22 protein-coding genes are annotated in these 20118 nt (G+C 69.0%); 4 read left to right on the plus strand and 18 right to left on the minus strand.

What is annotated here, in order from left to right:
* Positions 1 to 373 precede the first annotated feature (373 nt).
* Positions 374 to 583, minus strand: a complete 210-nt coding sequence (locus ASG12_RS22185) for a hypothetical protein (RefSeq protein ID WP_235457856.1) — start codon at positions 581 to 583, stop codon at positions 374 to 376.
* Here ASG12_RS22185 and ASG12_RS19790 point away from each other — a divergent pair.
* The 3 genes from ASG12_RS19790 to ASG12_RS19800 all read left to right on the plus strand — a co-directional run bounded on the left by ASG12_RS19790 (position 554) and on the right by ASG12_RS19800 (position 2550).
* Entirely contained in the window at positions 554 to 1264 is a 711-nt protein-coding gene (locus ASG12_RS19790; protein ID WP_235457823.1) for a DUF222 domain-containing protein, read from the plus strand. The genes ASG12_RS22185 and ASG12_RS19790 overlap by 30 nt on opposite strands.
* 108 nt (positions 1265 to 1372) lie before the next feature.
* The gene (locus ASG12_RS19795; RefSeq protein WP_055793412.1) at positions 1373 to 1882 is read left to right on the plus strand and encodes an HNH endonuclease signature motif containing protein; all 510 of its coding nucleotides are present in this window, start codon (positions 1373 to 1375) and stop codon (positions 1880 to 1882) included.
* A 38-nt stretch (positions 1883 to 1920) separates the two neighbouring features.
* On the plus strand, positions 1921 to 2550 hold the full coding sequence (locus tag ASG12_RS19800; RefSeq protein ID WP_235457644.1) for a class I SAM-dependent methyltransferase: 630 nt from the start codon (positions 1921 to 1923) through the stop codon (positions 2548 to 2550).
* Between the two features lie 60 nt (positions 2551 to 2610).
* On the opposite strand, the gene ASG12_RS19805 is transcribed toward ASG12_RS19800, so the two are convergent.
* Genes ASG12_RS19805 through ASG12_RS19815 form a run of 3 tightly spaced genes read right to left on the minus strand, consistent with a single transcriptional unit; the run spans position 2611 to position 5845 of the window.
* Positions 2611 to 3765, minus strand: a complete 1155-nt coding sequence (locus ASG12_RS19805; protein WP_055793415.1) for an acetyl-CoA C-acetyltransferase — start codon at positions 3763 to 3765, stop codon at positions 2611 to 2613.
* 17 nt (positions 3766 to 3782) lie between these two features.
* Positions 3783 to 4595: an SDR family oxidoreductase gene (locus ASG12_RS19810; RefSeq protein ID WP_055793418.1), complete on the minus strand. Its 813-nt coding sequence runs from the start codon at positions 4593 to 4595 to the stop codon at positions 3783 to 3785.
* Entirely contained in the window at positions 4592 to 5845 is a 1254-nt protein-coding gene (locus ASG12_RS19815) for an acyl-CoA dehydrogenase family protein (protein ID WP_055793420.1), read from the minus strand. Before ASG12_RS19815 ends, ASG12_RS19810 begins: the two co-directional genes overlap by 4 nt.
* A gap of 66 nt (positions 5846 to 5911) precedes the next feature.
* Here ASG12_RS19815 and ASG12_RS19820 point away from each other — a divergent pair, with 66 nt between their 5' ends.
* Positions 5912 to 7510 (plus strand): FadD3 family acyl-CoA ligase, encoded by a 1599-nt coding sequence (locus ASG12_RS19820; protein ID WP_055793423.1) that lies wholly within the window; start codon positions 5912 to 5914, stop codon positions 7508 to 7510.
* Positions 7511 to 7528: 18 nt separating this feature from the next.
* On the opposite strand, the gene ASG12_RS19825 is transcribed toward ASG12_RS19820, so the two are convergent.
* The 14 genes from ASG12_RS19825 to ftsH all read right to left on the minus strand — a co-directional run bounded on the left by ASG12_RS19825 (position 7529) and on the right by ftsH (position 20095).
* A complete protein-coding gene (locus ASG12_RS19825) occupies positions 7529 to 7861 on the minus strand; it encodes a histone-like nucleoid-structuring protein Lsr2 (RefSeq protein ID WP_055793426.1) in 333 nt (110 codons plus the stop codon).
* Positions 7862 to 8017: 156 nt separating this feature from the next.
* The gene (lysS, locus tag ASG12_RS19830) at positions 8018 to 9526 is read right to left on the minus strand and encodes a lysine--tRNA ligase (protein WP_055793428.1); all 1509 of its coding nucleotides are present in this window, start codon (positions 9524 to 9526) and stop codon (positions 8018 to 8020) included.
* A gap of 25 nt (positions 9527 to 9551) precedes the next feature.
* Positions 9552 to 9992 carry a rhodanese-like domain-containing protein gene (locus ASG12_RS19835; RefSeq protein WP_156378197.1) on the minus strand — a complete coding sequence of 147 codons (441 nt, stop codon included), beginning with the start codon at positions 9990 to 9992 and terminating at the stop codon, positions 9552 to 9554.
* Between the two features lie 86 nt (positions 9993 to 10078).
* The gene (locus ASG12_RS19840) at positions 10079 to 10912 is read right to left on the minus strand and encodes a type III pantothenate kinase (protein WP_055793430.1); all 834 of its coding nucleotides are present in this window, start codon (positions 10910 to 10912) and stop codon (positions 10079 to 10081) included.
* 6 nt (positions 10913 to 10918) lie between these two features.
* The gene (gene panD, locus ASG12_RS19845; RefSeq protein WP_055793433.1) at positions 10919 to 11335 is read right to left on the minus strand and encodes an aspartate 1-decarboxylase; all 417 of its coding nucleotides are present in this window, start codon (positions 11333 to 11335) and stop codon (positions 10919 to 10921) included.
* A 6-nt stretch (positions 11336 to 11341) separates the two neighbouring features.
* On the minus strand, positions 11342 to 12304 hold the full coding sequence (gene panC, locus ASG12_RS19850; protein ID WP_055793435.1) for a pantoate--beta-alanine ligase: 963 nt from the start codon (positions 12302 to 12304) through the stop codon (positions 11342 to 11344).
* Positions 12301 to 13251 carry a Rossmann-like and DUF2520 domain-containing protein gene (locus ASG12_RS19855; protein ID WP_055793437.1) on the minus strand — a complete coding sequence of 317 codons (951 nt, stop codon included), beginning with the start codon at positions 13249 to 13251 and terminating at the stop codon, positions 12301 to 12303. Before ASG12_RS19855 ends, panC begins: the two co-directional genes overlap by 4 nt.
* A gap of 125 nt (positions 13252 to 13376) precedes the next feature.
* Positions 13377 to 14483, minus strand: coding sequence for a DUF6779 domain-containing protein (locus ASG12_RS19860; protein WP_082502237.1), 1107 nt, complete (start codon positions 14481 to 14483; stop codon positions 13377 to 13379).
* Positions 14484 to 14573: 90 nt separating this feature from the next.
* On the minus strand, positions 14574 to 15113 hold the full coding sequence (locus tag ASG12_RS19865) for a DUF3180 domain-containing protein (protein ID WP_055793912.1): 540 nt from the start codon (positions 15111 to 15113) through the stop codon (positions 14574 to 14576).
* Positions 15110 to 15646, minus strand: a complete 537-nt coding sequence (gene folK, locus ASG12_RS19870) for a 2-amino-4-hydroxy-6-hydroxymethyldihydropteridine diphosphokinase (RefSeq protein WP_055793441.1) — start codon at positions 15644 to 15646, stop codon at positions 15110 to 15112. The genes ASG12_RS19865 and folK overlap by 4 nt, the downstream gene beginning before the upstream one ends.
* Positions 15643 to 16020 carry a dihydroneopterin aldolase gene (gene folB / locus ASG12_RS19875; RefSeq protein ID WP_055793915.1) on the minus strand — a complete coding sequence of 126 codons (378 nt, stop codon included), beginning with the start codon at positions 16018 to 16020 and terminating at the stop codon, positions 15643 to 15645. Before folB ends, folK begins: the two co-directional genes overlap by 4 nt.
* Positions 16013 to 16915 carry a dihydropteroate synthase gene (folP, locus tag ASG12_RS19880; protein WP_443089107.1) on the minus strand — a complete coding sequence of 301 codons (903 nt, stop codon included), beginning with the start codon at positions 16913 to 16915 and terminating at the stop codon, positions 16013 to 16015. The genes folB and folP overlap by 8 nt, the downstream gene beginning before the upstream one ends.
* Positions 16916 to 16967: 52 nt before the next feature.
* A complete protein-coding gene (folE, locus tag ASG12_RS19885; protein WP_045824517.1) occupies positions 16968 to 17582 on the minus strand; it encodes a GTP cyclohydrolase I FolE in 615 nt (204 codons plus the stop codon).
* Between the two features lie 101 nt (positions 17583 to 17683).
* Complete coding sequence (gene ftsH / locus ASG12_RS19890; protein WP_055793443.1) at positions 17684 to 20095, minus strand: ATP-dependent zinc metalloprotease FtsH; 2412 nt, start codon at positions 20093 to 20095, stop codon at positions 17684 to 17686.
* Positions 20096 to 20118: the final 23 nt, after the last annotated feature.

Raw genomic sequence — 20118 nt, forward strand, 5'->3', positions numbered from 1 at the left:
GTCACTGCGCGACATGAGCCGGAGATGCTGACTGGACGGAAACGGCCGTCGAGTGTGCAGACCGCGCAACGCGGGACGACGACGAAACAACGCACACGCGGCGCCTGGCTTCCGCCCCGTCAGCGACAGGAGAAGACGACCACACCGCGACGGGAGTCGAAGTGCCGACTGTGCTTGGTGCCGAAAGTCGGGTCGAGTGTGCAGACAACACAGCGCTCGCCGAAAGCGAAACGACGCACACTCGGCGAAGAGTTTCGGCACAGTCGGCGGTAGTAGACGGCAACCGAAGAACCCCAAATATGCTCACAGCGAACAACATTCGCGAAAATCAATCTAGCACACCTCGAACACGCGTGCTAGAATAGACGTACAGTCACACCTGGGGAGGGGGCAGTCCGTGAGCGATCTCGTGGCGAAATACGCTGCCCTGCAAGCCCTGGTGAAGGAGATCGCCGAAGAGACCGCAGACGCCCACGACGACGAGACCGTCGCACAACTTGCTATCGACCACCACACCGTTGTCCGCCAATTCGAATCCATCGGCAACCAGCGCATCCTCGAGGTCTCCGACCGCGACGCCCACCGGACCGTGGGATGCGTGACCGTCACCGAGTTCCTGCAGACGAAACTGCGGATCAGTCAGCCGAAGAAGCGGTTACAGGCCGTGCAGGCGTTGGAGCCGATGCACGCGATGACCGGTGAGAAGCTGCCACCGGTGTGCCCGAACACGGCTCGCGAGTTGGCGGCCGGTTCAATCGGGCCAGATCACGTGCACGCGGTGTTGGACGTAATGAAGAAGATCCCCTCGGCCGTCGATGTGGAACAGCGAGCGCGGGCAGAGGAAGTCCTGGCCGAATTCGCAACCACACTGACCCCGAAAGAGATAGGCGCCGCCGGTGTACGGATCTTGGCTCACCTCGATCCCGACGGCACCCTCACCGACGATCGCGACCGCGCACGCAACCGGAAACTGAACCTCGGTTGCCAAGACTCGCAGCTGATGTCGAAACTGACCGCAACGCTCGACCCGATCACTCGCGCACTGTTCGACGTCGTCCTCGCCAAATGGGCCGCGCCCGGGATGAACAATCCCGACGACGATCAGTCACCGAAAGGCGATCACGCCGACGCCGACCCGCAGTTGCTGAAAGAGGCAGCTGACCGAGACTGCCGCAGTCAGTCCCAGCGCAACCGTCGGCTAGGTGCGCGACGATGCGCTGACCGTGCCGAAAAGCGCGATCGAGCGTGCTCTGTTCGGAGGTGACCTGCGCGTGTTCGAAGCACGCTCGATGTCGCTTTTCGGCACGGTCAGCGGTTTTTCAGAACCAATGACGTCATCAAGCTCGCTGCTGAAGCGCAAACCCACCCCGCGGTGTTCAGCGACGTCACGAACGAGCCCCTGTTCTTCGGCCGCGGCCGGCGTCTCGCGTCGCAGACGCAGCGCTTGATGGCGTTCGCCCAGTACAGGGGATGCAGCAAGGACGACTGTCGTGTCCCGTTCGCCCACACAGAAATGCATCACGCGGAAGCTGATTGGGCCGACGGCGGACTCACCGATGCGACCGACATGGCACCCGCCTGCGGACGCCACAACCGGGCCGTCGGATCCGAACCGCATCAGTGGAGCACCGAGAAGATCACCGAAGGCCCCGACCGCGGCCGCTACGGCTGGCGCCGCAACACCGACCCACCGGAAAAGCTCCGCGCCAATCACCTACACCGCATCGACGAACTGCTCCAACAGCATTCGACGAGTAGTGACCCGTGGGTCGAACTTCCAGACATCGAAGGACCATCGCCACAGGTCATCGATGTCGAACACCAGCGTGCGCCACGCATCGACATCACGTGGCCAGACGCTCCGCTGTACCCCGCGGCCTAGCGGTCGACCCGTTCTGTACGACAGTACGATCGGATGTCGTGAGAAAGCGCCCACGTTTCCTGTCGGCAGACCCGGCCGAGAGTCCACGGTGGAACCACAACATCCACTACCACCGGCTGATCCTCGACACCGTGCCGGCCGATGCTCAGACCGCACTCGACGTCGGGACCGGGAACGGGCTGCTCGCTGCCGACCTCGCCGAGATCGTCCCCGAGGTGACCGGGATTGATGTCCACGCGCCGGTCGTCGAAACGGCGAAGGCCGAGAGTTCCGACGTGCAGTGGATCGTCGACGACGTGATGACCCATCCGTTCGAGCCCGGGTCGTTCGATGTGGTGGCCTCGATCGCGACCCTGCACCACATCCCCGACGTCGATGCGGCGCTGCGACGGTGCGCGGAACTGACCGCCCCGGGCGGGGTGGTCGCGATCGTCGGCCTCGGTCGCACGTCACGGCCGAGGGAGATGGCTTTACACGTCGCCGGACTCGTGCAGCACCAATACCTGTCGCGCCGACGAGGACTGTGGGAACACACCGCGCCGATCGTCTGGCCGCCTCCGCACACCTACACCGAGATCGACGCTGCCGTCGCGCGCGTCATGCCCGGCGCGACCTTTCGCCTTCTCCCCATGTGGCGGTACATCGTCGAGTGGCACAAACCGAGATAGTCACATGCCCAACTGCGGGCGTTACCTGCCCAACTGCGGGCGTTACGTGCCCAACTGGCGTCAGAGGCGTTCGATGATGGTGACGTTGGCGGTTCCGCCGCCCTCGCACATCGTCTGGAGGCCGTAGCGGCCGCCGGTGCGCTCGAGTTCGTGCAGCAGGGTCGAGAAGAGTTTCGCGCCGGTGGCACCGAGGGGGTGACCCAGGGCGATGCCGCCGCCGTTCGGATTGACCCGGGCGGGATCGGCGCCGGTCTCCTTCAACCAGGCCAGCACGACCGGAGCGAACGCCTCGTTGATCTCGACGACATCGATGTCGTCGATCGACAGTCCGGTCTTCTCGAGCGCCCACTTCGTGGCCGGGATGGGCGCCGAGAGCATCATCACCGGGTCGTCACCGCGCACCGACAGGTGGTGGATCCGGGCGCGCGGGGTGAGGCCGTGCTGCTTCAGCGCCGCCTCCGACACGACCAGCGTGGCCGCGGCGCCGTCGCAGATCTGTGACGCGACAGCGGCGGTCAGCGACGATCCCTCGGCCAAGACCTTGAGCCCGGCCATTTTCTCGAGCGAGGTCTCGCGGGGACACTCGTCGACGACGCACTCCCCCAGCGCCACGGTCTCCTTCTCGAAACGACCCTCGGCGATGGCGGCCAGCGCACGCTGATGCGACTGCAGGGCCCACCCCTCCATGTCCTCGCGGCTGATCTCCCACCGCTTGGCCATCATGTCCGCACCGGTGAACTGCGAGATGTCGGCGTCGCCGAAACGTTCGGCCCAGCCGTTCGATCCGCTGAACGGGGTGTCGAACCCGTACTCGCGCCCGGCGAGCATCGCCGACGAGATCGGGATGGCGCTCATGTTCTGGATGCCGCCGGCGAGCACCACGTCCTGGGTTCCGCTCATCACCGCCTGGGCGGCGAAATGGATTGCCTGCTGCGATGATCCGCACTGGCGGTCGACAGTGGTACCGGGTACGTCCAACGGCTGACCGGCCGCCAGCCACGCCGAGCGGGCGATGTTGCCCGCCTGCGGTCCGATGGTGTCGACGCACCCGAAGATGACGTCGTCGACGACATTCGGATCGATGCCGGTGCGCTCGAGGACGGCGTTGATGACGTGGGCACCCATGTCGGCGGGGTGCGTCTTCGCCAGCGACCCGTTGCGTTTGCCGACCGGGGTCCGGATGGAGTCGACGATGTAGGCCTGCGGTTGTGACATCGAGAATTCCTTTTCGCTCAGGCGCGTTGGCTGGAGATCGAGACGATCTCGCCGGTCAGGTAGGTGGTGTAGTCGCTGGCGAGCATCGCGATGGTGGCGGCGATCTCCCACACCTCCGCGGCCCGGCCGTAGGCCTCCCGGGAGGCCAGTTCGTCGAGCAGTTCGTCGCTGGTCACCTTGGCCAGGAACGGGTGCTTCGCGATCGACGGCGCCACGGCGTTGATGCGCACGCCGTACTCGGCCGCCTCGATCGCCGAGCACCGGGTCAATGCCATCACACCGGCTTTCGCTGCGGCGTAATGGGATTGACCCTTCTGCGCCCGCCAGCCGAGCACCGAGGCGTTGTTGACGATGACACCACCGTGGGGCACCGAGGCGAAATACCGCAGCGCCGCGCGGGTGGCGCGGAAGGTGCTGTTCAGCGTGATGTCGAGGACGCGGTCCCACGCCTCGTCGGTCATCTCGACGATCGGCGTCTCACCACCAAGGCCGGCGTTGTTGACCAGGACGTCGATCCGGCCGAGTTCGCGGGCCGCGACAGCGATGAGCTCGTCGACCTGGCTGGTCTCGGAGACGTCGCAGACCGCCTGGGCCACGGTCTGATCCGGGAACTCGCCCACGAGTTTCTCGACGGTCTCACCGAGCCGGCGCTCGTGGAAGTCGCTGACGAGGACGTCGGCGCCCTCGAGCAGCGCACGACGTGCGGTGGCGAAGCCGATGCCGGTCCCCGCCGCTGCGGTCACCACGACCTTGCGGCCCGCGAGCAGTCCGTGGCCGGGGATCTCCGCGGGCGGCTGCGACAGATCCACGGGCGACAGATCAGAAGTCATGGTCGCGCCTCTCGCGGCAGGCCGAGCACCCGTTCGGCGATGATGGTGCGCTGGATCTCGTTCGAGCCACCGTAGATGGTGTCGGCGCGGGTGAAGAGGAACAACCGTTGCCAGGGACCGAGTTCGACACGTTCGGGGGTGGTGATGTCGTTGACGACGCCCTCGCTGGTGTGGTCGGGGGCGATGAGCGCCGGAGCCCCCGAGATGGCCATCGCGAGTTCGCCGAGATCGCGATGCCAGTTGGCCCACAGCAGCTTCGACACCGACGCCTGGCCGCCGGCGCCTCCGGTGTCGACCGTGGCGAGGGTGCGCAGGGCGTGGGCGCGCATCACCCGCAGGCCCACGTGCGCGGACACGAGTCGCCCGCGGATGTCGGGATCGGACGCGGCGCCGGTGGTCTTCGCCAGGTCGATCAGTCGGTCGAGTTCCCGGGCGAAGCCGACCTGCTGGCCGAGGGTCGAGACGCCGCGCTCGAACTCGAGGAGCCCCATCGCGACCTTCCACCCGTCGCCCGGTGCACCGACGATGAGGTCGGCGTCGGTGACGGCGTCGTCGAAGAAGACCTCGTTGAACTCCGATGTGCCGGTGAGCTGTTGGATGGGTCGCACGGTGATGCCGGGCTGGTCGAGCGGCACCAGCAGGAAGCCGAGGCCGTGGTGGCGCGTCGACCCGCGCTCGACGCGACACAGCACGAACACCCACTGCGCGACGTGGGCGAGTGAAGTCCAGATCTTCTGGCCGTTGAGGACCCAGCGTCCGTCTTCGAGCCGTGCGGTGGTGGACACGTTCGCGAGATCGGATCCGGCGCCGGGTTCGGAGTATCCCTGGGCCCACAACTCGGAGACGTCGGCGATCGGTGGGAGGAACCGTTCCTTCTGGGCGTCGGTGCCGAAGGCGATGAGCGTGGGACCCAGTAGTTCCTCACCGAGGTGGTTGACCCGGGCCGGGGCGTCGGCGCGGGCGTACTCGGTGTGGAACGCGATGCGCTGGGCGAGAGTGGCGTTGCGGCCGCCGTGTTCGGTCGGCCAACCGAGGCAGGTCCAGCCCGCGCGGGCCAGGTGCCGGTCCCAGTCGAGGCGTCGGTCGAAGAACTCGTGTTCGCTTCCCGGTCCGCCACGTCCGACGAGGGACGCGAACTCCCCGGTCAGGTTCTCGCGTAGCCAGGTGCCGACCGACGACGCGAAGTCGTCCACCGATCCCGGATGTCGACCCAGGTCGACACCTCGGTCGGCAAGATTGGTCGCAGTCATGAGCCCTAGCGTAACCTACCAAGCACTTGCTTGTTTTTGCTGTCTCGTGACCCGAAGGAGAGCCGCGTGACGAATCACCAGACCAGCGTGGCCGCACTGCGCGCGGTCGCCGCCGAGCACCCCGACGGTGTCGCGATCGTCGACGACCAATGGGGCGAGGACGTCACGCTGACCTGGTCGCAGTTGCTGGCGGCGGTCCGCACGTTCGCCGGAGCGCTCGTCGAGAACGGTGTCGCAGCGGGCGATCGGGTCGCGATCTGGTCGCCCAACAGCGTGCACTGGCCGGTCGCGGCACTCGGGGCGCACTACGCGGGCGCGACACTGGTCCCGCTGAACACCCGCTACACCGCCACCGAGGTCGTCGACGTGCTCGTGCGCACCCATACCCGCGCCCTGGTGGTGGCCGGGACGTTCCTCGGCACCGATCGGCTCGCCGAGCTGACCGAGCAGGTCGACCTCGCCGTCGACACCGACGTGCGGGTCGCGGTCCGGATCCGACTCGACGACGAGCCACACGCCACGGTCGACCACAGCCGCGGCGCGGGGATCGACTGGGACGACTTCCTGGCCGGCGCGACCGACGGGTCGCGTGCGCAGGCCGACACCCGCGCCGACGCGGTCGCGCCGGAGGACCTGTCCGACATCCTGTTCACGTCGGGCACCACCGGGCGCAGCAAGGGCGTGTTGGCCGAGCACCGCCAGTCGATGGCCGGCGCGTACGCGTGGGGCGCCAACGGGCGACTCTCCCACGACGACCGCTACCTGATGGTCAATCCCTACTTCCACACGTTCGGTTACAAGGCCGGCATCCTCGCGTGCACGATGTTCGCGACCACGATGGTGCCGCTCGCGGTCTACAGCGCCCAGGCGGCGATGACCGCCGTGGAGCGACACCGGGCGACGGTGTTCCCGGGAGCGCCGACCATCTTCCAGACCATCCTCGACGACCCCGGTCGGTCGGCCGCGGACCTGTCGTCGCTGCGGCTGGTCGTCACCGGCGCGGCGATCGTGCCGGTGGTGCTCGTCGAGCGCATCCAGCGCGACCTCGGCGTCGACACCGTCATCACCGCCTACGGGCTGAGCGAGGCGAGCGGGTTCGTGTCGACATGCACCCCCGCCGACGACGACCTGACCGTCGCCACGACGTGCGGCCGGGCGTTCGAGGGCATGGAGATCGCACTGTCGGATGCCGGTGAGGTGCTCACCCGCGGCGCGATGGTGATGCGGGGTTACCTCGACGACCCCGTCGCGACGGCCGAGACCATCGACGCCGACGGGTGGCTGCACACCGGGGACATCGGCACCCTCGACGACCGGGGCAATCTGTCGATCACCGACCGACTCAAGGACATGTACATCTGCGGCGGATTCAACGTCTACCCCGCCGAGGTCGAACAGACCCTGACGCGCATCGCCGACGTGACCGAGGCCGCCGTCGTGGGGGTACCCGACGAACGACTCGGAGAAGTGGGGCGCGCATTTCTCACGGTGCGATCAGGAGCGACCATCGACGTCGACTACGTGATCGAACACTGCCGTTCCACTTTGGCGAATTTCAAGATCCCACGCAGCGTGATCGTGATCGATGAATTCCCGCGTAACGCAGCCGGAAAGATTCTCAAACGCGAACTTCTCGGCGGGACGGCGAATTCGGGGGCGAAATAGCCCGGCCGAAAGAGGGGGTCAGTGGGCCGCGTTGTAGAGCTCGACGATGTCGCTCGACACCCGGCCCCGGGCCGACACCCCGTGTCCGTTGCGCCGTGCCCATTCGCGGATCGCGGCGCTGTGGCCTGCGTCGACACCGGTCGATGCGGACGACGAGCGGCCTCGGCGCTTCCCGCCGACCCGGCGCGCGTGCTCGACCCACGTGTCGATCTCGGCGCGCAGGCGTGCCGCGTTCTCGGCGGAGAGATCGATCTCGTAGCTGATGCCGTCGATGCCGAATTCCACGGTCTCGTCGGCCGATGCGCTCTCGTCGACGTCGTCCACCAGGGTGACCGTCACCTTTTTCGCCATCTTGCTGCCCCCACCATGAATTGTTCGACTCGTGCATTGCCGCGGGTGGTCAGGGAGAACACTCGTGAGTGCCCCCGGTTACAGCCCCCCGGCCGAAACCCACTGTAACCACATATTCCGGGTACGACAATTGTCACCGGGTAATGACGACAGAATTCATTCGTTCGGCTTCACGAACGGAAACAGGATTGTCTCCCGGATTCCCAATCCCGTCAGCGCCATGAGAAGTCGGTCGATACCCATTCCGGTACCGGTGGTCGGCGGCATTCCGTGTTCCATCGCGGTCAGGAATTCTTCGTCGAGGACCATTGCCTCGTCGTCCCCCGCCGACGCGAGTCGCGCCTGGTCGACGAACCGCTCCCGCTGGATCACGGGGTCGATCAGCTCCGAGTAGCCCGTGGCCAGTTCGAACCCGCGGACATAGAGGTCCCACTTCTCGACCACGCCGGGGATCGAGCGGTGATCGCGGGTGAGCGGCGAGGTCTCGACCGGGAAATCGCGGACGAAGAACGGGCGGTCGATGTGTCTACCGACCTGCTCCTCCCACAGTTCCTCGACGAGCTTGCCGTGCCCGTAACCCTTGTCGCGCGGGACGGCCAGGCCGACCTTCTCGGCCAGTGCCAACAGGGTCGGCACCGATGTCTCCGGGGTGATCGCGGTACCGACCGCCTCCGACAGCGACGGGTACATCGAGATGGTGAGCCATTCGCCGGACAGGTCGTAGACCGTGCCGTCGGCGAGCGTGGGGGTCAGGGTGCCCAGCGCCCGCTGCGCCACGTCCTGCACCAGTTCACGGGTCATCACCGCCGAGTCGTCGTAGGTGCCGTAGGCCTGATAGGTCTCCAGCATCGCGAACTCGGGCGAATGGGTGGAGTCGATGCCCTCGTTGCGGAAGTTGCGGTTGATCTCGAAGACGCGCTCGAGCCCGCCCACCACACAGCGCTTGAGGAACAACTCCGGCGCGATCCGCAGGTACATGTCGATGTCGAGGGCGTTGGAGTGGGTGACGAACGGGCGGGCCGCTGCGCCACCGTGTTGGGCCTGCAGCATCGGCGTCTCGACCTCGATGAAGTCGCGCTCGGCGAGAGCCGCACGGAGCTCGCGGATCACCGCGACCCGGGTGCGGGCGGTCTCGCGGGCGGACGGACGGACGATGAGGTCGACGTATCGCTGGCGGACGCGCGCCTCCTCGCTGAGTTCCTTGTGCGCGACGGGCAACGGCCGCAACGCCTTCGAGGCGATCTGCCAGGCATCGGCCATCACGCTGAGCTCACCGGTGCGCGAGCTGATCACCTCGCCGTGGACGTAGACGAAGTCACCGAGATCGACATCGCTCTTCCACGCCGCGAGCGCCTCCTCGCCGACACCGTTGAAGCTGATCATCACCTGCAGCTGGGTCCCGTCGCCCTCCTGCAGGGTGCCGAAACACAGCTTTCCCTTGTTGCGCACGAACATCACGCGCCCGACGACGCCGACCTGCGTCCCGGTGGCGTGGTCGACGGGCAGGTCGGGGTGCTCGGCGCGCACCTGCGCGAGTGAGTGCGTGCGCGGGATCGACACGGGGTACGCCTGGCCGCCGTCGGCGAGGATCCGGGCACGCTTCTCGCGTCGGATGCGCAGCTGCTCGGGCAGGTGGTCGATGTTGTCGGGCGAAGTGTCGGTCACCCGCACGACCCTATCGGCACCGGAATCAGTGGGCCGAGATCACCGCGAGGTCGCGGCGCTGCGATGCGCTCAGCGGTCGATGACCGAGGTCACGGGCGCTCCGCAGGGCACGGTGACCACCGAGCAGGAACCGGGCACCCGGTACCCCACGGGCGTGCAGGTGCCAGGTGAGCCACTCGGCGTCGTGCCCGTCGGCGCCGACGAGCAACCAGCGGGTGTCGGCGGTGACGCCGCGCAGCGATTCGGCGGTGTCGGGGACGAGGCGGTCGACGACGATCGCGGCGTCGATGGCCAGCGCGCCGGCGATCACGCCGTGGGTGTCGCGCTCACGCTGATCGCGGATGTCGACGACGCGGTGACCTGCGGCGACGGCTGGCAAGAACTCGTCGACGCGGAGCGACAACACGCCGATACGACGCGTGGTGACGGGGTGGGAGATGTGCGCACGGGGTGCCAGGACAGGCATGGGATACCTCGAGGTGAGATGTGGGGACAGCAGGAGTCGATGAGGGCTTTCTCAGCCCCGACAACACTCCGCGCCACGACACGTCTTCACGGGGCAGAGTCTGCCACAGGTCCCCGCTTGCGCGCACGCGCAACGTCGTTCTGCCGTTCGAACACCAGCCGTAGTCCCTCGAGGGTGAGGTGGCCGTGGTGGACGTCGAGGGTGCGGCACTCGTCGAAGACGAGCGGCGCGAGGTAGCCCGTCGCGACCACGGTCACCTCGTCGGTGTCGGCGAAGCCGGGGATCTCGCGACGGACCCGGGTCACCAGCCCGTCGACCTGCCCGGCGAAGCCGTAGAGGATGCCCGACTGCAGCGCCTCGACGGTGTTCTTGCCGACCACGCTGCGCGGCGGAAGCAGTTCGACGGTGCGCAGGGTGACGGTGCGGGCCGCGAGCGCGTCGACGGCGAGGTCGATGCCGGGGGCGATGGCCCCACCGAGGAACTCCCCCTTCGCCGACACCACGTCGACGAGAGTCGTGGTGCCGAAATCGACGACGATGCAGGCGGTCCCGTAGGTGGCGTGCGCGGCCAGCGCGTTGGCGACGCGGTCGGTCCCGACCTCTTTGGGGTTGTCGACGAGCAGTGCGACACCGGTGCGCAGCCCCGGCTCGAGAAGGACATGCGGGCCCGGTCCGAAGTACTTGCCCACCACCACACGCATCTCGCGCAGCAGCGACGGGACCGTGGACAGACCCACCACCGACACGACGCGGTCGACGTCGTCGCCGAGCAGACCCCGCAGGGTGAGAGCGAGCTCGTCGGCGGTCATCCGCGGTTCGGTACGGATCCGCCAGTCGCGCACCAGATGTGCGTGGTCGCCGCGGCCGGCGAACACACCGAGGTGGATGTTGGTGTTGCCGACGTCGAGGGCGAGGAGCATCTGACGCTATCCGACGAGTTCGCGGGGATCGAGCAGGCCCGACCCGGCCGGCGCGTGGGCCGGGTCGGCGCCGGAGGAGACGATGCGGTTGTCCTCGTCGACGAAGACCACGTGGGGACGGTACGTGGTCAGTTCCTCGGGGCTCAACACGCCGTAGGCGATGATGATGACGAGATCGCCGGGGTGGACGAGGTGGGCTGCGGCCCCGTTGATCCCGATCACACCGCTGCCCCGGGGCCCGGCGATGGCGTAGGTCTCGAGGCGGTTGCCGTTGTCGATGTCGACGATGGTGACCTGCTCGCCCTCGAGGATGTCGGCGGCGGTGAGCAGATCGGCGTCGATCGTCACCGAACCGACGTAGTGCAGATCGGCCTGCGTGACCCGCGCGCGGTGGATCTTGGAGGTCATCATGGTGCGGAACATGGTGTCTCAGTGCCCTTCCGGGTGATCGGCCGACACGGTGTCGGGGTCGCCGCTGCCGCGGTTGAGGAATCCGGTGCCGACCGCGACACCGACGTTGTCGAGGAGTCGGGTGGTCCCGACGCGGGCGGCCACGAGAAGTCGGCCGTCGCCGTGCTCGGGTGGCGGACCGAGGTCCACGCCGCGCACCTCGAGGTAGTCGACGTCGATGTCGGGACGCTCGGCGAGCACGCCGCGGGCCGTGGACAGGATGGCCTCGACCCCACCGGCGGCCGCGTAGGCCCCGGCGACCAGGGCCGCCGACAGCGCCGTCGCCGATTCTCGTTGCGCAGGTGTGAGATAGCGGTTGCGGCTCGACATGGCCAGCCCGTCGGACTCGCGCACCGTGGGCACCCCGACGATCGCGATGTCGAGGTTGAGGTCGGTGACCATCTGCCGCACCAGGACGAGTTGCTGGTAGTCCTTCTCGCCGAAGTAGGCGGCGTGCGGCGCGGCGATGGCGAGCAGTTTCGCGACGACGGTGAGCATGCCCGCGAAATGCGTGGGCCGGGAGGCGGCCTCGAGTTCGGCACCCGCCGGCCCGGGGTGCACGGTGGTGCGGGGGCCGTTGGGGTACATGTCGGCCGCGGTGGGCGCGAACAGCAGTTCCACACCCATCTCCTCGCAGATCGCACGGTCGGCGTCGAAGGTGCGCGGGTAGGCGTCGAGATCCTCACCGACCCCGAACTGCAGGGGGTTGACGAAGATCGACACGATCACGACGGTCGGCCCCTGCGCCTTCGCCGCGCGGATGAGCTCGCGGTGGCCCGCGTGCAGGGCGCCCATGGTCGGCACGAGGACCACCCGTTTGCCGGTCGATCGCAGCGCCCGGCTGATCTGGGTGAGCGTCGCCGGGTCGCGGTGCACGGTGAGCGATCCCGCGACGTAGGGGCGTCCGGGTGTCGTGGAGGCGGGCGGAGCGGGCGGGGTCACAGGTCACCTCGAGGTGGGGTCGAACCGGTCAGGACGTCGATCAACGCCGACGGGGCGTCGGTGCGGGCGGCGGCGCGCAGCGACATGGCGCGATAGGTCTCGGCGAGATCGGGATCGGCCGCGCCCAGGGCGGCGAGGTGCGCGGCGACCGCGGCGGCATCCCCCCGGGCGACCGGCCCGGTGAGAGCCGACGGGCCGAGTTCGAGCACGTTGGCCAGCGCCGCCGACACCAGCGGACCGAGGATGCGCTCCGGCACGCCGGACGCGAGTGGATCGGAATCGATGGCGGAGAACCCCTCGCCCGCAGACTGTTCCAGGGCGATGCGCAACGCGGCGACGGCGTCGGACACCAGCGCCACAACATGATTCGCGCCGTGGGCCAGCGCGGCGTGGTAGAGCGGGCGGGCCTGCTCGGCGACGGCGACGGGTTCGCCGCCCATCTCCAGCACCAGGGAGGTTCCGACGGCGTGGCCGATCTCGTCGGCAGCGGTCACACCGAAGCAGGCCGAACGCAGTCGGGTGATGTCGTCGTCGCTGTCGACGAAGGTCATCGCCGGGTGCAGGGCGAGCGGCGTGGCGCCGAGTGCGGTCAGGGGTTCGAGGATCGCGACGCCGCGCGCGCCGGCGGTGTGAGCGACGATCGTGCCCGGGCGGACCGCGCCCGATCGTGCGAGATCGGCGATCACGGTCGGCAGGGCGGCGTCGGGCACGCTGACGATCAGCAGTTCACTGCGGGACGCGACGGCGGCGAGGTCGAGGACCTGCGATTCGGGCAGGCGGCGGGCGGCACGCGATCGGGACTGCGGTGAGCGGGCCACCACCGCGCCGACCACGTGGTCGGCGCGTTCGAGGGCTGCACCGAGGGCGGTGCCCACCCGACCGGCCGACACGATCCCGACGGTGAGTCGGGCCGGCGCGGGCCAGTTGGCGATACCCGGTGAGGTCACCGATGTCCTCCGATGCTCGTTCCGGTCCCAGCGATCGGGTACCGGACGTTCCTGGGCGAGGATAGGTCGCCGACCACCTCAGCAGCCAACGCGTGTGAGCGGGGTCACCGCCCCGACGGTGTCGTTCAGTCGCGACGACGGCGGCGACCACCGGGGGTGGGCGCACGGAACTGCTCGATGAGTTCCGACACCGACCGACCGTTGGCGTGCGCGCCCGGCTCGGTCTCCGGTGCGCGGTGACGATCACGACCGCGGGTCGAGGCCGAGGTGTCCCACGCGGCGGTGGTGTCGGCGACGGCCTCGGGCTCGGGCTCCGACGCCGTCTCGGGCGCGACGACCGGCTGGGGTTCGGGTTCCGGCGCGGACCCGGGGGCCGATGCGGCGACCGCGGCGGATCGACCGTGGCGACCGCTGCTCGCGGCGGGGGTCTCGACCGGCGGGGTGGTGACCGGCGGCTGGGGAGGGCGCGGGGTCGCGACCGGCGGCGGCTCCGGGGCCGCGGTCGGCTCGGGTGTGAGCGGCGCGGGAACGGACGGGGCGGGAGCGGACGGGGCGGGAGCGGACGGGGCGGGAGCGGACGGGGCGGGGGTGGCCCACTCGTCGGTCGGGGTCTCGTCGGTGAAGACAGGGGCCTCGGTGAACGCAGGGGCCTGGGGTGATCGGGACGCGGGCGTCTCGGTGGGTGCGGTGCCCGCGAAGTCCCGCTCGGCCACGACGCTGTCGTCGAGGATCGCGGTCTGCTGCTGGGGTCCGCGGGTGCGCTCGAGTTCGGGGTAGCGCTCCGTCGACAGGGCGACCCGCTGCTCGGGCAATTCGCCGACCAGCAGCTCGAGGCTCGACCGCAACGCCGCGACCTGTGCCTGGAGCTCGTGGAGTTCCTCGTTGGTCTCGGCGCGCACCTCTTTGCGGATCTGGGCCTCGACGCCGAGTTCGTACTGCCGACGCGCGGTGATCTCGCGTTCGAGCTGCAACTCGTAGACCAGTCGCAGGTCGCGGGTCTTCGCCTCGGCCGAATCGGCCTGGCGGCGGAACTTGGTCACCAAGATCGCCCCGATCACCGCGGCCCACAGCGCCGCGATGACCGCGAGACTCGCGACGATGCTGCGGGTCGGGCTGAAGATCATCGCGACGCTCGCACCGATGGCGAGGGCGAGCAGCAGACCGAGCAGATACTGGGCCGGACCACGGCGCTGACGGCGTGCGTCGGCCTTGCGGCCACCGGAGGTCGTCATGGGCGTCAACATACCTGCGTTCTCGTGACGGTTGTGCGAGGTCGATCGGTGGTTCCCCGACCGAAGTTCACGAGGAGTCGAACCGGAGGGTCAGACCGCGGGTCCCGAGACGCCGGCGTCGGTCGGATCGTCGGGTGTCCGACAGCAGTATTCGAGCCACAGGGCCGCTGCGCCGAGCGCCACCGCACCGACCAATCCGACGACCGCCGACGGGGTGTCGTGGTCGGCGGCCGAGGAATCGTTCTGCGCGAGCAGGTATGCCAGCAGTCCGACCCACACGCCGAGCGCGAGTGCGGCCAGCAGCGCCGACGATTTGGCCAGCGCGAGCACGCGGGCGGCGGTGATCGGGTGCAGTTGTTCGCGGCTCGAGCCGACCTGTGCCCGCGCCACGCGGGATCGGACGACGAATGCAATCACCACCTCGAGGGCGGCGAGGACATACAGGATGAGCCCGGCGAGCAGCGGCAGCGGCGGCAGTTCGCCGTAGCTGACGCGGACCAGCAGCCACACGACGACCGCGACGACGGCGGCGACACCGAGCAGATCGCGGACGCGAGTGGGCTTGAGGCCGGGTTCGTCGGGGTCGTCACCGCGACGGTTGCCGCGAGGCCCGGGGCCGCGGGTGGTCACGAGACACCCCGCACCGTCGTCGACCACGCCTCGACCTCGCGGCGACGGACACCGTCGCGGTCGGCGGGATCGAGGGCGGCGGCGAGGTCGGTCACCGCGCGCACACCGTCGGGGGTCCACAGTGTGGCGTCGGGATCGGCGTCGAGCCACGGGATGAGCACGAACGCCCGCAGGTGTGCGCGTGGGTGCGGGAGGGTCAACACGGGGTCGTCGCTGACGACGACATCGCCGTCGACGCTCGCGGTGATGACGTCGACGTCGAGTGTGCGCGGTCCCCACCGTGTCTCGCGGGTGCGTTGGGCGGCGCGCTCCAGGGCGAACCCGGTGTCGAGCCAGTCGGCCGGTGACCGGTCAGGGTCGTCGACCACGAGCACGGCGTTGTCGAAGTCGTCCTGGGCCACCGGACCCCACGGAGGGGTGGAGAACACCGCCGAGACCGCCAGGAGGTGATCGGCCAGGTCGTCGCGGACCGACGTCAGCAGCTCGAGGCGGTCGCCCATGTTCGACCCGATCGACAGGACCGCCCGACTCATCGGTCCCCTCGCGGTGAGCGCGAACGCCGCGCGACGACGGCGACGTCGGCGAAGGTGAGCGGGATGGGCGCCGACGGCTTGTGCAGCGTGACCTCGCAGGCTGCCACCCGGTCGTCGCGCATGGTGTCCTCGGCGATCTCGGCGCTCACCGTCTCGATGAGGTCGCGCGGTTCGCCCGCGACGATGTCATGGGCGCGCTGCGCGAGACCGCCGTAGTCGACGGTGTCGGCGAGGTCGTCGCTCGCGGCGGCCGGGCGCAGGTCGAGCCACAGCACGATGTCGACGACGAAATCCTGTCCGTCGCGACGCTCGTGGGCGAACACGCCGTGATGACCGCGAACGGCCAACCCGCGCAATTCGATCCGGTCAGCCATCCACTCGCCCTCGCCGTCCACCGTCGTTCCATGCCGTCGCGACGGCGATGGCGTCGCGACTCGAGACCACATCGTGCACACGCACGCCCCACGCCCCGTTCATGGCGGCCAGCGCACTGATCGCCGCGGTGGCGACCTCACGACCGGCCGGCGGGCGGGGGTCGGCGTCGCTGCCGAGCAGCGCACCGAGGAACCGCTTGCGCGATGCCCCGACGAGCACCGGGAATCCCAGACCGACCAGCGTTGGCAGGGCGTGCAGCAGAGCCCAGTTGTGTTCGGTGGCCTTGGCGAATCCGAGCCCGGGGTCGAGGATCACCGATCCGGGGTCGACCCCCGCCGACACCGCGGCGTCGACCTGGGAGAGCAGCTCGCCGCTGACCTCGGCGACCACGTCGCGGTAGCCGCCGACGTCGTCGACGCGGTGGGCGAAGCGTTGTTCGCCGGTGCGGTCGACCGCCGGTCGCCAGTGCATGAGGATCCACGGCACGCCCGCGTCGGCGACGACGCGCGCCATGTCGGGGTCGGCGCGGCCGCCGGACACGTCGTTGACGATCTGGGCGCCTGCCGCGACGGCGGCCTCGGCGACCGGGGCGTGCATGGTGTCGACGGAGACGATGATCCCGTCGGCCGACAGCGCGCGGACCACGGGGACGACTCGGGCGATCTCGGTCTCGGGATCGATGCGGACGGCGCCCGGGCGGGTCGATTCCCCGCCGACGTCGACGAGGTCGGCGCCCTCGTGGGTGAGGCGGCGCCCGTGCGCGACGGCGGCGTCGATGTCGAGGTAGCGGCCGCCGTCGGAGAAGGAGTCGGCGGTGACGTTCAGGACGCCGATCACCCTGGTCCGACCGCCGATGGTGGCGATGGACGCACGACGTGCGGGCTCCGGTGACACCCGGTCAGCGTAGGCGAGGGACACCGTCGTGCGGCTCGGTGGGACCGGGGAGCTAGCGCACCGCGGAGCGGCGTGCGATCAGGTCGAGTGCCTCACCGCGGCTCACCGCGCTCGTCTTGAAGATCCCGCGCACCGCGGAGGTGGTCGTCGAGGCGCCGGGCTTGCGGATGCCGCGCATCGCCATGCAGAGGTGCTCGGCCTCGATCACGACGATCACCCCGCGAGGATCGAGTTTGCGGACGAGGGCGTCGGCGATCTGGGTGGTGAGGCGTTCCTGCACCTGCGGGCGCTTGGCGTAGAGGTCGACCACACGCGCGAGTTTCGACAGGCCGGTGACCTGTCCGTCCTTGCCGGGGATGTACCCGACATGGGCGACACCGTGGAACGACACGAGGTGGTGTTCGCAGGTCGAGTACATCGGGATGTCCTTGACGAGGACCAGCTCGTCGTGACCGACGTCGAAGGTCGTCGCGAGGACCTCGTCGGGTTCGACGTGCAGACCGCCGAACATCTCCTGGTACGCCCGTGCGACCCGCGCCGGCGTCTCCTTCAGACCGTCCCGGTCGGGATCCTCACCGATCGCGACGAGCAGTTCGCGCACCGCCGCCTCTGCGCGGGGCTGGTCGAAAGGTGCGATGGCAGCACGGTTCTCTTCGGTTCTGGTCATCAGGAGCTCGCTCTTCTGTGAGTGCCCGGGGTGAGAGTGTTCGGGTGAGGGGTGGATGTGCGATGCGTCGCCGGCCACGGTGGGCCGACGACGCATGACGGTCATCGCGGCGGCTGGGATCCGTTGCCGTCGCGCGGGGGCCAGCCGGGAGCCGACCAACCGTCCGGGGCGCCGTAGTCGGGACGCGTCCCGCCATGGGGTTGGTCCGGGCGAGTTCCGCCGTTCGGGCCGGTGTCTGGCGCGGGGTACCCCGGGTTCTGCTGGCGCGGAACGGGTTGCGGCTCGGGCTGGTGGCCGGGGTTGCCGTATCCGGGTGCCTGGTAGCCGGGGGCGGGATAGCCCTGCGGGTACCCGGGGTAGGCCTGACCCTGCCCGTTGGGCTGGGGCTGACCGTTCGGCTGGGGTTGGCCATAGCCGTTCGGGCCGTAGCCGTTCTGGCCGTAGCCGTTCGGGCCGTTCTGCCCGTAACCGTTCGGCGCGTAACCGCCGCCGTTGTGGCCGTTGCCGTTCTGTCCGTTGCCGTTGTAGCCGTTCGGCGCATAGCCGGCCGTGACCGGCTCCTTGCGGAGATCGGGCGCGGGCTCGGGCGGCCACGGCTCGCCGCGTTCGATGGCGAGCTCGCCCGGCGTCTTCACCGGCGGCTTGTCGCTCGGCGTGCGGTCGCCGAACTCGTTGAACGTGGTGATGCGCGGACGCTTCTCGACGTTCGAGAAGATGACCTCGAGGTCCTTGCGGGTCAGCGTCTCCCGCTCGAGGAGCTGGGTCGCCAGCTCGTCGAGGGTGTCGCGGTACTCGTTGAGGATCGCCCACGCCTCGGTGTGTGCGGCCTCGATGAGGCGGCGGACCTCGTCGTCGATCTCGGCGGCGACCTCCGAGGAGTAGTCGCTCTGCGCGCCCATCGAGCGGCCGAGGAACGGGTCGCCCTGTTCCTGGCCGTAGCGGACGGCGCCGAGCTTGGCGCTCATGCCGTACTCGGTGACCATCGCGCGGGCGATCTTCGTCGCCTGGTCGATGTCGGACGAGGCGCCGGTGGTCGGCTCGTGGAACACGAGTTCCTCGGCGGCACGGCCACCCATCGCCATCACGAGGCGCGCGATCATCTCCGAGCGCGTCATGAGGTCCTTGTCCTGCTCGGGCACGGCCAGCGCGTGACCGCCGGTGCGTCCGCGGGCGAGGATGGTGACCTTGTAGATCGGGTCGAGATCGGGCATCGCCCACGCGGCGAGGGTGTGCCCGCCCTCGTGGTAGGCCACGATCTTCTTCTCCTGCTCGCTGATGATGCGGCTCTTGCGACGCGGTCCGCCGACGACGCGGTCGACCGACTCCTCGAGCAGCTCGGCGGTGATCGTGGTGCGGTTCTCGCGCGCGGCGAGCAGGGCCGACTCGTTGATGACGTTGGCCAGGTCGGCACCGGACATGCCCGGGGTCCGCTTCGCGAGGCCGTCGAGATCGGCGTCGGGGTCGATCGGCTTGCCCGCGGCGTGCACCTTGAGGATCGCCTTGCGGCCGGCGATGTCGGGATTGCCGACGGGGATCTGCCGATCGAAGCGGCCGGGACGCAGCAGGGCCGGGTCGAGGATGTCGGGGCGGTTGGTCGCCGCGATGAGGATGACACCGGAGCGCTCACCGAAGCCGTCCATCTCGACGAGCAGCTGGTTGAGGGTCTGCTCGCGCTCGTCGTGTCCACCGCCGAGGCCGGCGCCGCGCTGGCGGCCGACCGCGTCGATCTCGTCGACGAAGATGATGCAGGGGCTGTTGTTCTTGGCCTGCTCGAACAGGTCACGGACGCGCGATGCACCGACACCGACGAACATCTCGACGAAGTCCGAACCGGAGATCGTGAAGAAGGGGACGCCCGCCTCGCCGGCGACGGCGCGCGCGAGAAGCGTCTTGCCGGTACCGGGAGGGCCGTAGAGCAGCACGCCGCGCGGGATCTTCGCGCCGAGGGCCTGGTAGCGCGCGGGGTTCTGCAGGAAGTCCTTGATCTCGTAGAGCTCCTCGACCGCCTCGTCGGAACCGGCGACGTCGGCGAACGTGGTCTTCGGGTGGTCCTTCGAGAGCTGCTTGGCCTTGGACTTGCCGAAGCCCATGACCCCGCCCTTGCCGCCACCCTGCATGCGGCTCATCACGAAGAAGAAGAGGCCGAACAGGATCAGCATCGGGAGGATGAAGATCAGGATCTGCCAGAGGGCCGATTCCTGGGTGACGTTGGTCTGGTACTTCGCACCGGACTCGCGGACGGAGTCGAAGACGAACTCGCTCCCCCGGGCCGGGTACTTGGCGCTGATCTTGGTGGTGCCGTCGACCGGGTCGCGGAGTTCGAGACGGAGCTGCTGCTCACGGTCGTCGATCTCGACGTTCGACACGTTCTTCGTGTTCAGCTGGGTGAGGGCGACAGACGTGTCCACGCTCTTGTACTCGCGATCACCGTCGCGCAGGAAGGTCCACCCCCAGATCGCGAGCACGATGACGGCGACGATGGCCAAATTGCGGAATACAGTCTTACGGTTCATCACGTCCCAGCCGGCGCCGGCGC

This window comes from Williamsia sp. Leaf354 (genome assembly GCF_001424365.1).
GTDB lineage: Bacteria > Actinomycetota > Actinomycetes > Mycobacteriales > Mycobacteriaceae > Williamsia_A.

What these genes read in the sequence shown, in the direction of transcription:
- folK (WP_055793441.1), bottom strand. Translation starts at nt 15,646, where the DNA reads ATGAGTCGGGCGGTCCTGTCGATCGGGTCGAACATGGGCGACCGCCTC.
- ASG12_RS19835 (WP_156378197.1), bottom strand. Translation starts at nt 9,992, where the DNA reads ATGCCTGTCCTGGCACCCCGTGCGCACATCTCCCACCCCGTCACCACG.
- folB (WP_055793915.1), bottom strand. Translation starts at nt 16,020, where the DNA reads ATGGCTGACCGGATCGAATTGCGCGGGTTGGCCGTTCGCGGTCATCAC.
- panD (WP_055793433.1), bottom strand. Translation starts at nt 11,335, where the DNA reads ATGTTCCGCACCATGATGACCTCCAAGATCCACCGCGCGCGGGTCACG.
- ASG12_RS19815 (WP_055793420.1), bottom strand. Translation starts at nt 5,845, where the DNA reads ATGACTGCGACCAATCTTGCCGACCGAGGTGTCGACCTGGGTCGACAT.
- ASG12_RS19840 (WP_055793430.1), bottom strand. Translation starts at nt 10,912, where the DNA reads ATGCTCCTCGCCCTCGACGTCGGCAACACCAACATCCACCTCGGTGTG.
- ASG12_RS19805 (WP_055793415.1), bottom strand. Translation starts at nt 3,765, where the DNA reads ATGTCACAACCGCAGGCCTACATCGTCGACTCCATCCGGACCCCGGTC.
- ftsH (WP_055793443.1), bottom strand. Translation starts at nt 20,095, where the DNA reads ATGAACCGTAAGACTGTATTCCGCAATTTGGCCATCGTCGCCGTCATC.
- ASG12_RS19860 (WP_082502237.1), bottom strand. Translation starts at nt 14,483, where the DNA reads ATGACGACCTCCGGTGGCCGCAAGGCCGACGCACGCCGTCAGCGCCGT.
- ASG12_RS19810 (WP_055793418.1), bottom strand. Translation starts at nt 4,595, where the DNA reads ATGACTTCTGATCTGTCGCCCGTGGATCTGTCGCAGCCGCCCGCGGAG.
- folE (WP_045824517.1), bottom strand. Translation starts at nt 17,582, where the DNA reads ATGACCAGAACCGAAGAGAACCGTGCTGCCATCGCACCTTTCGACCAG.
- ASG12_RS19825 (WP_055793426.1), bottom strand. Translation starts at nt 7,861, where the DNA reads ATGGCGAAAAAGGTGACGGTCACCCTGGTGGACGACGTCGACGAGAGC.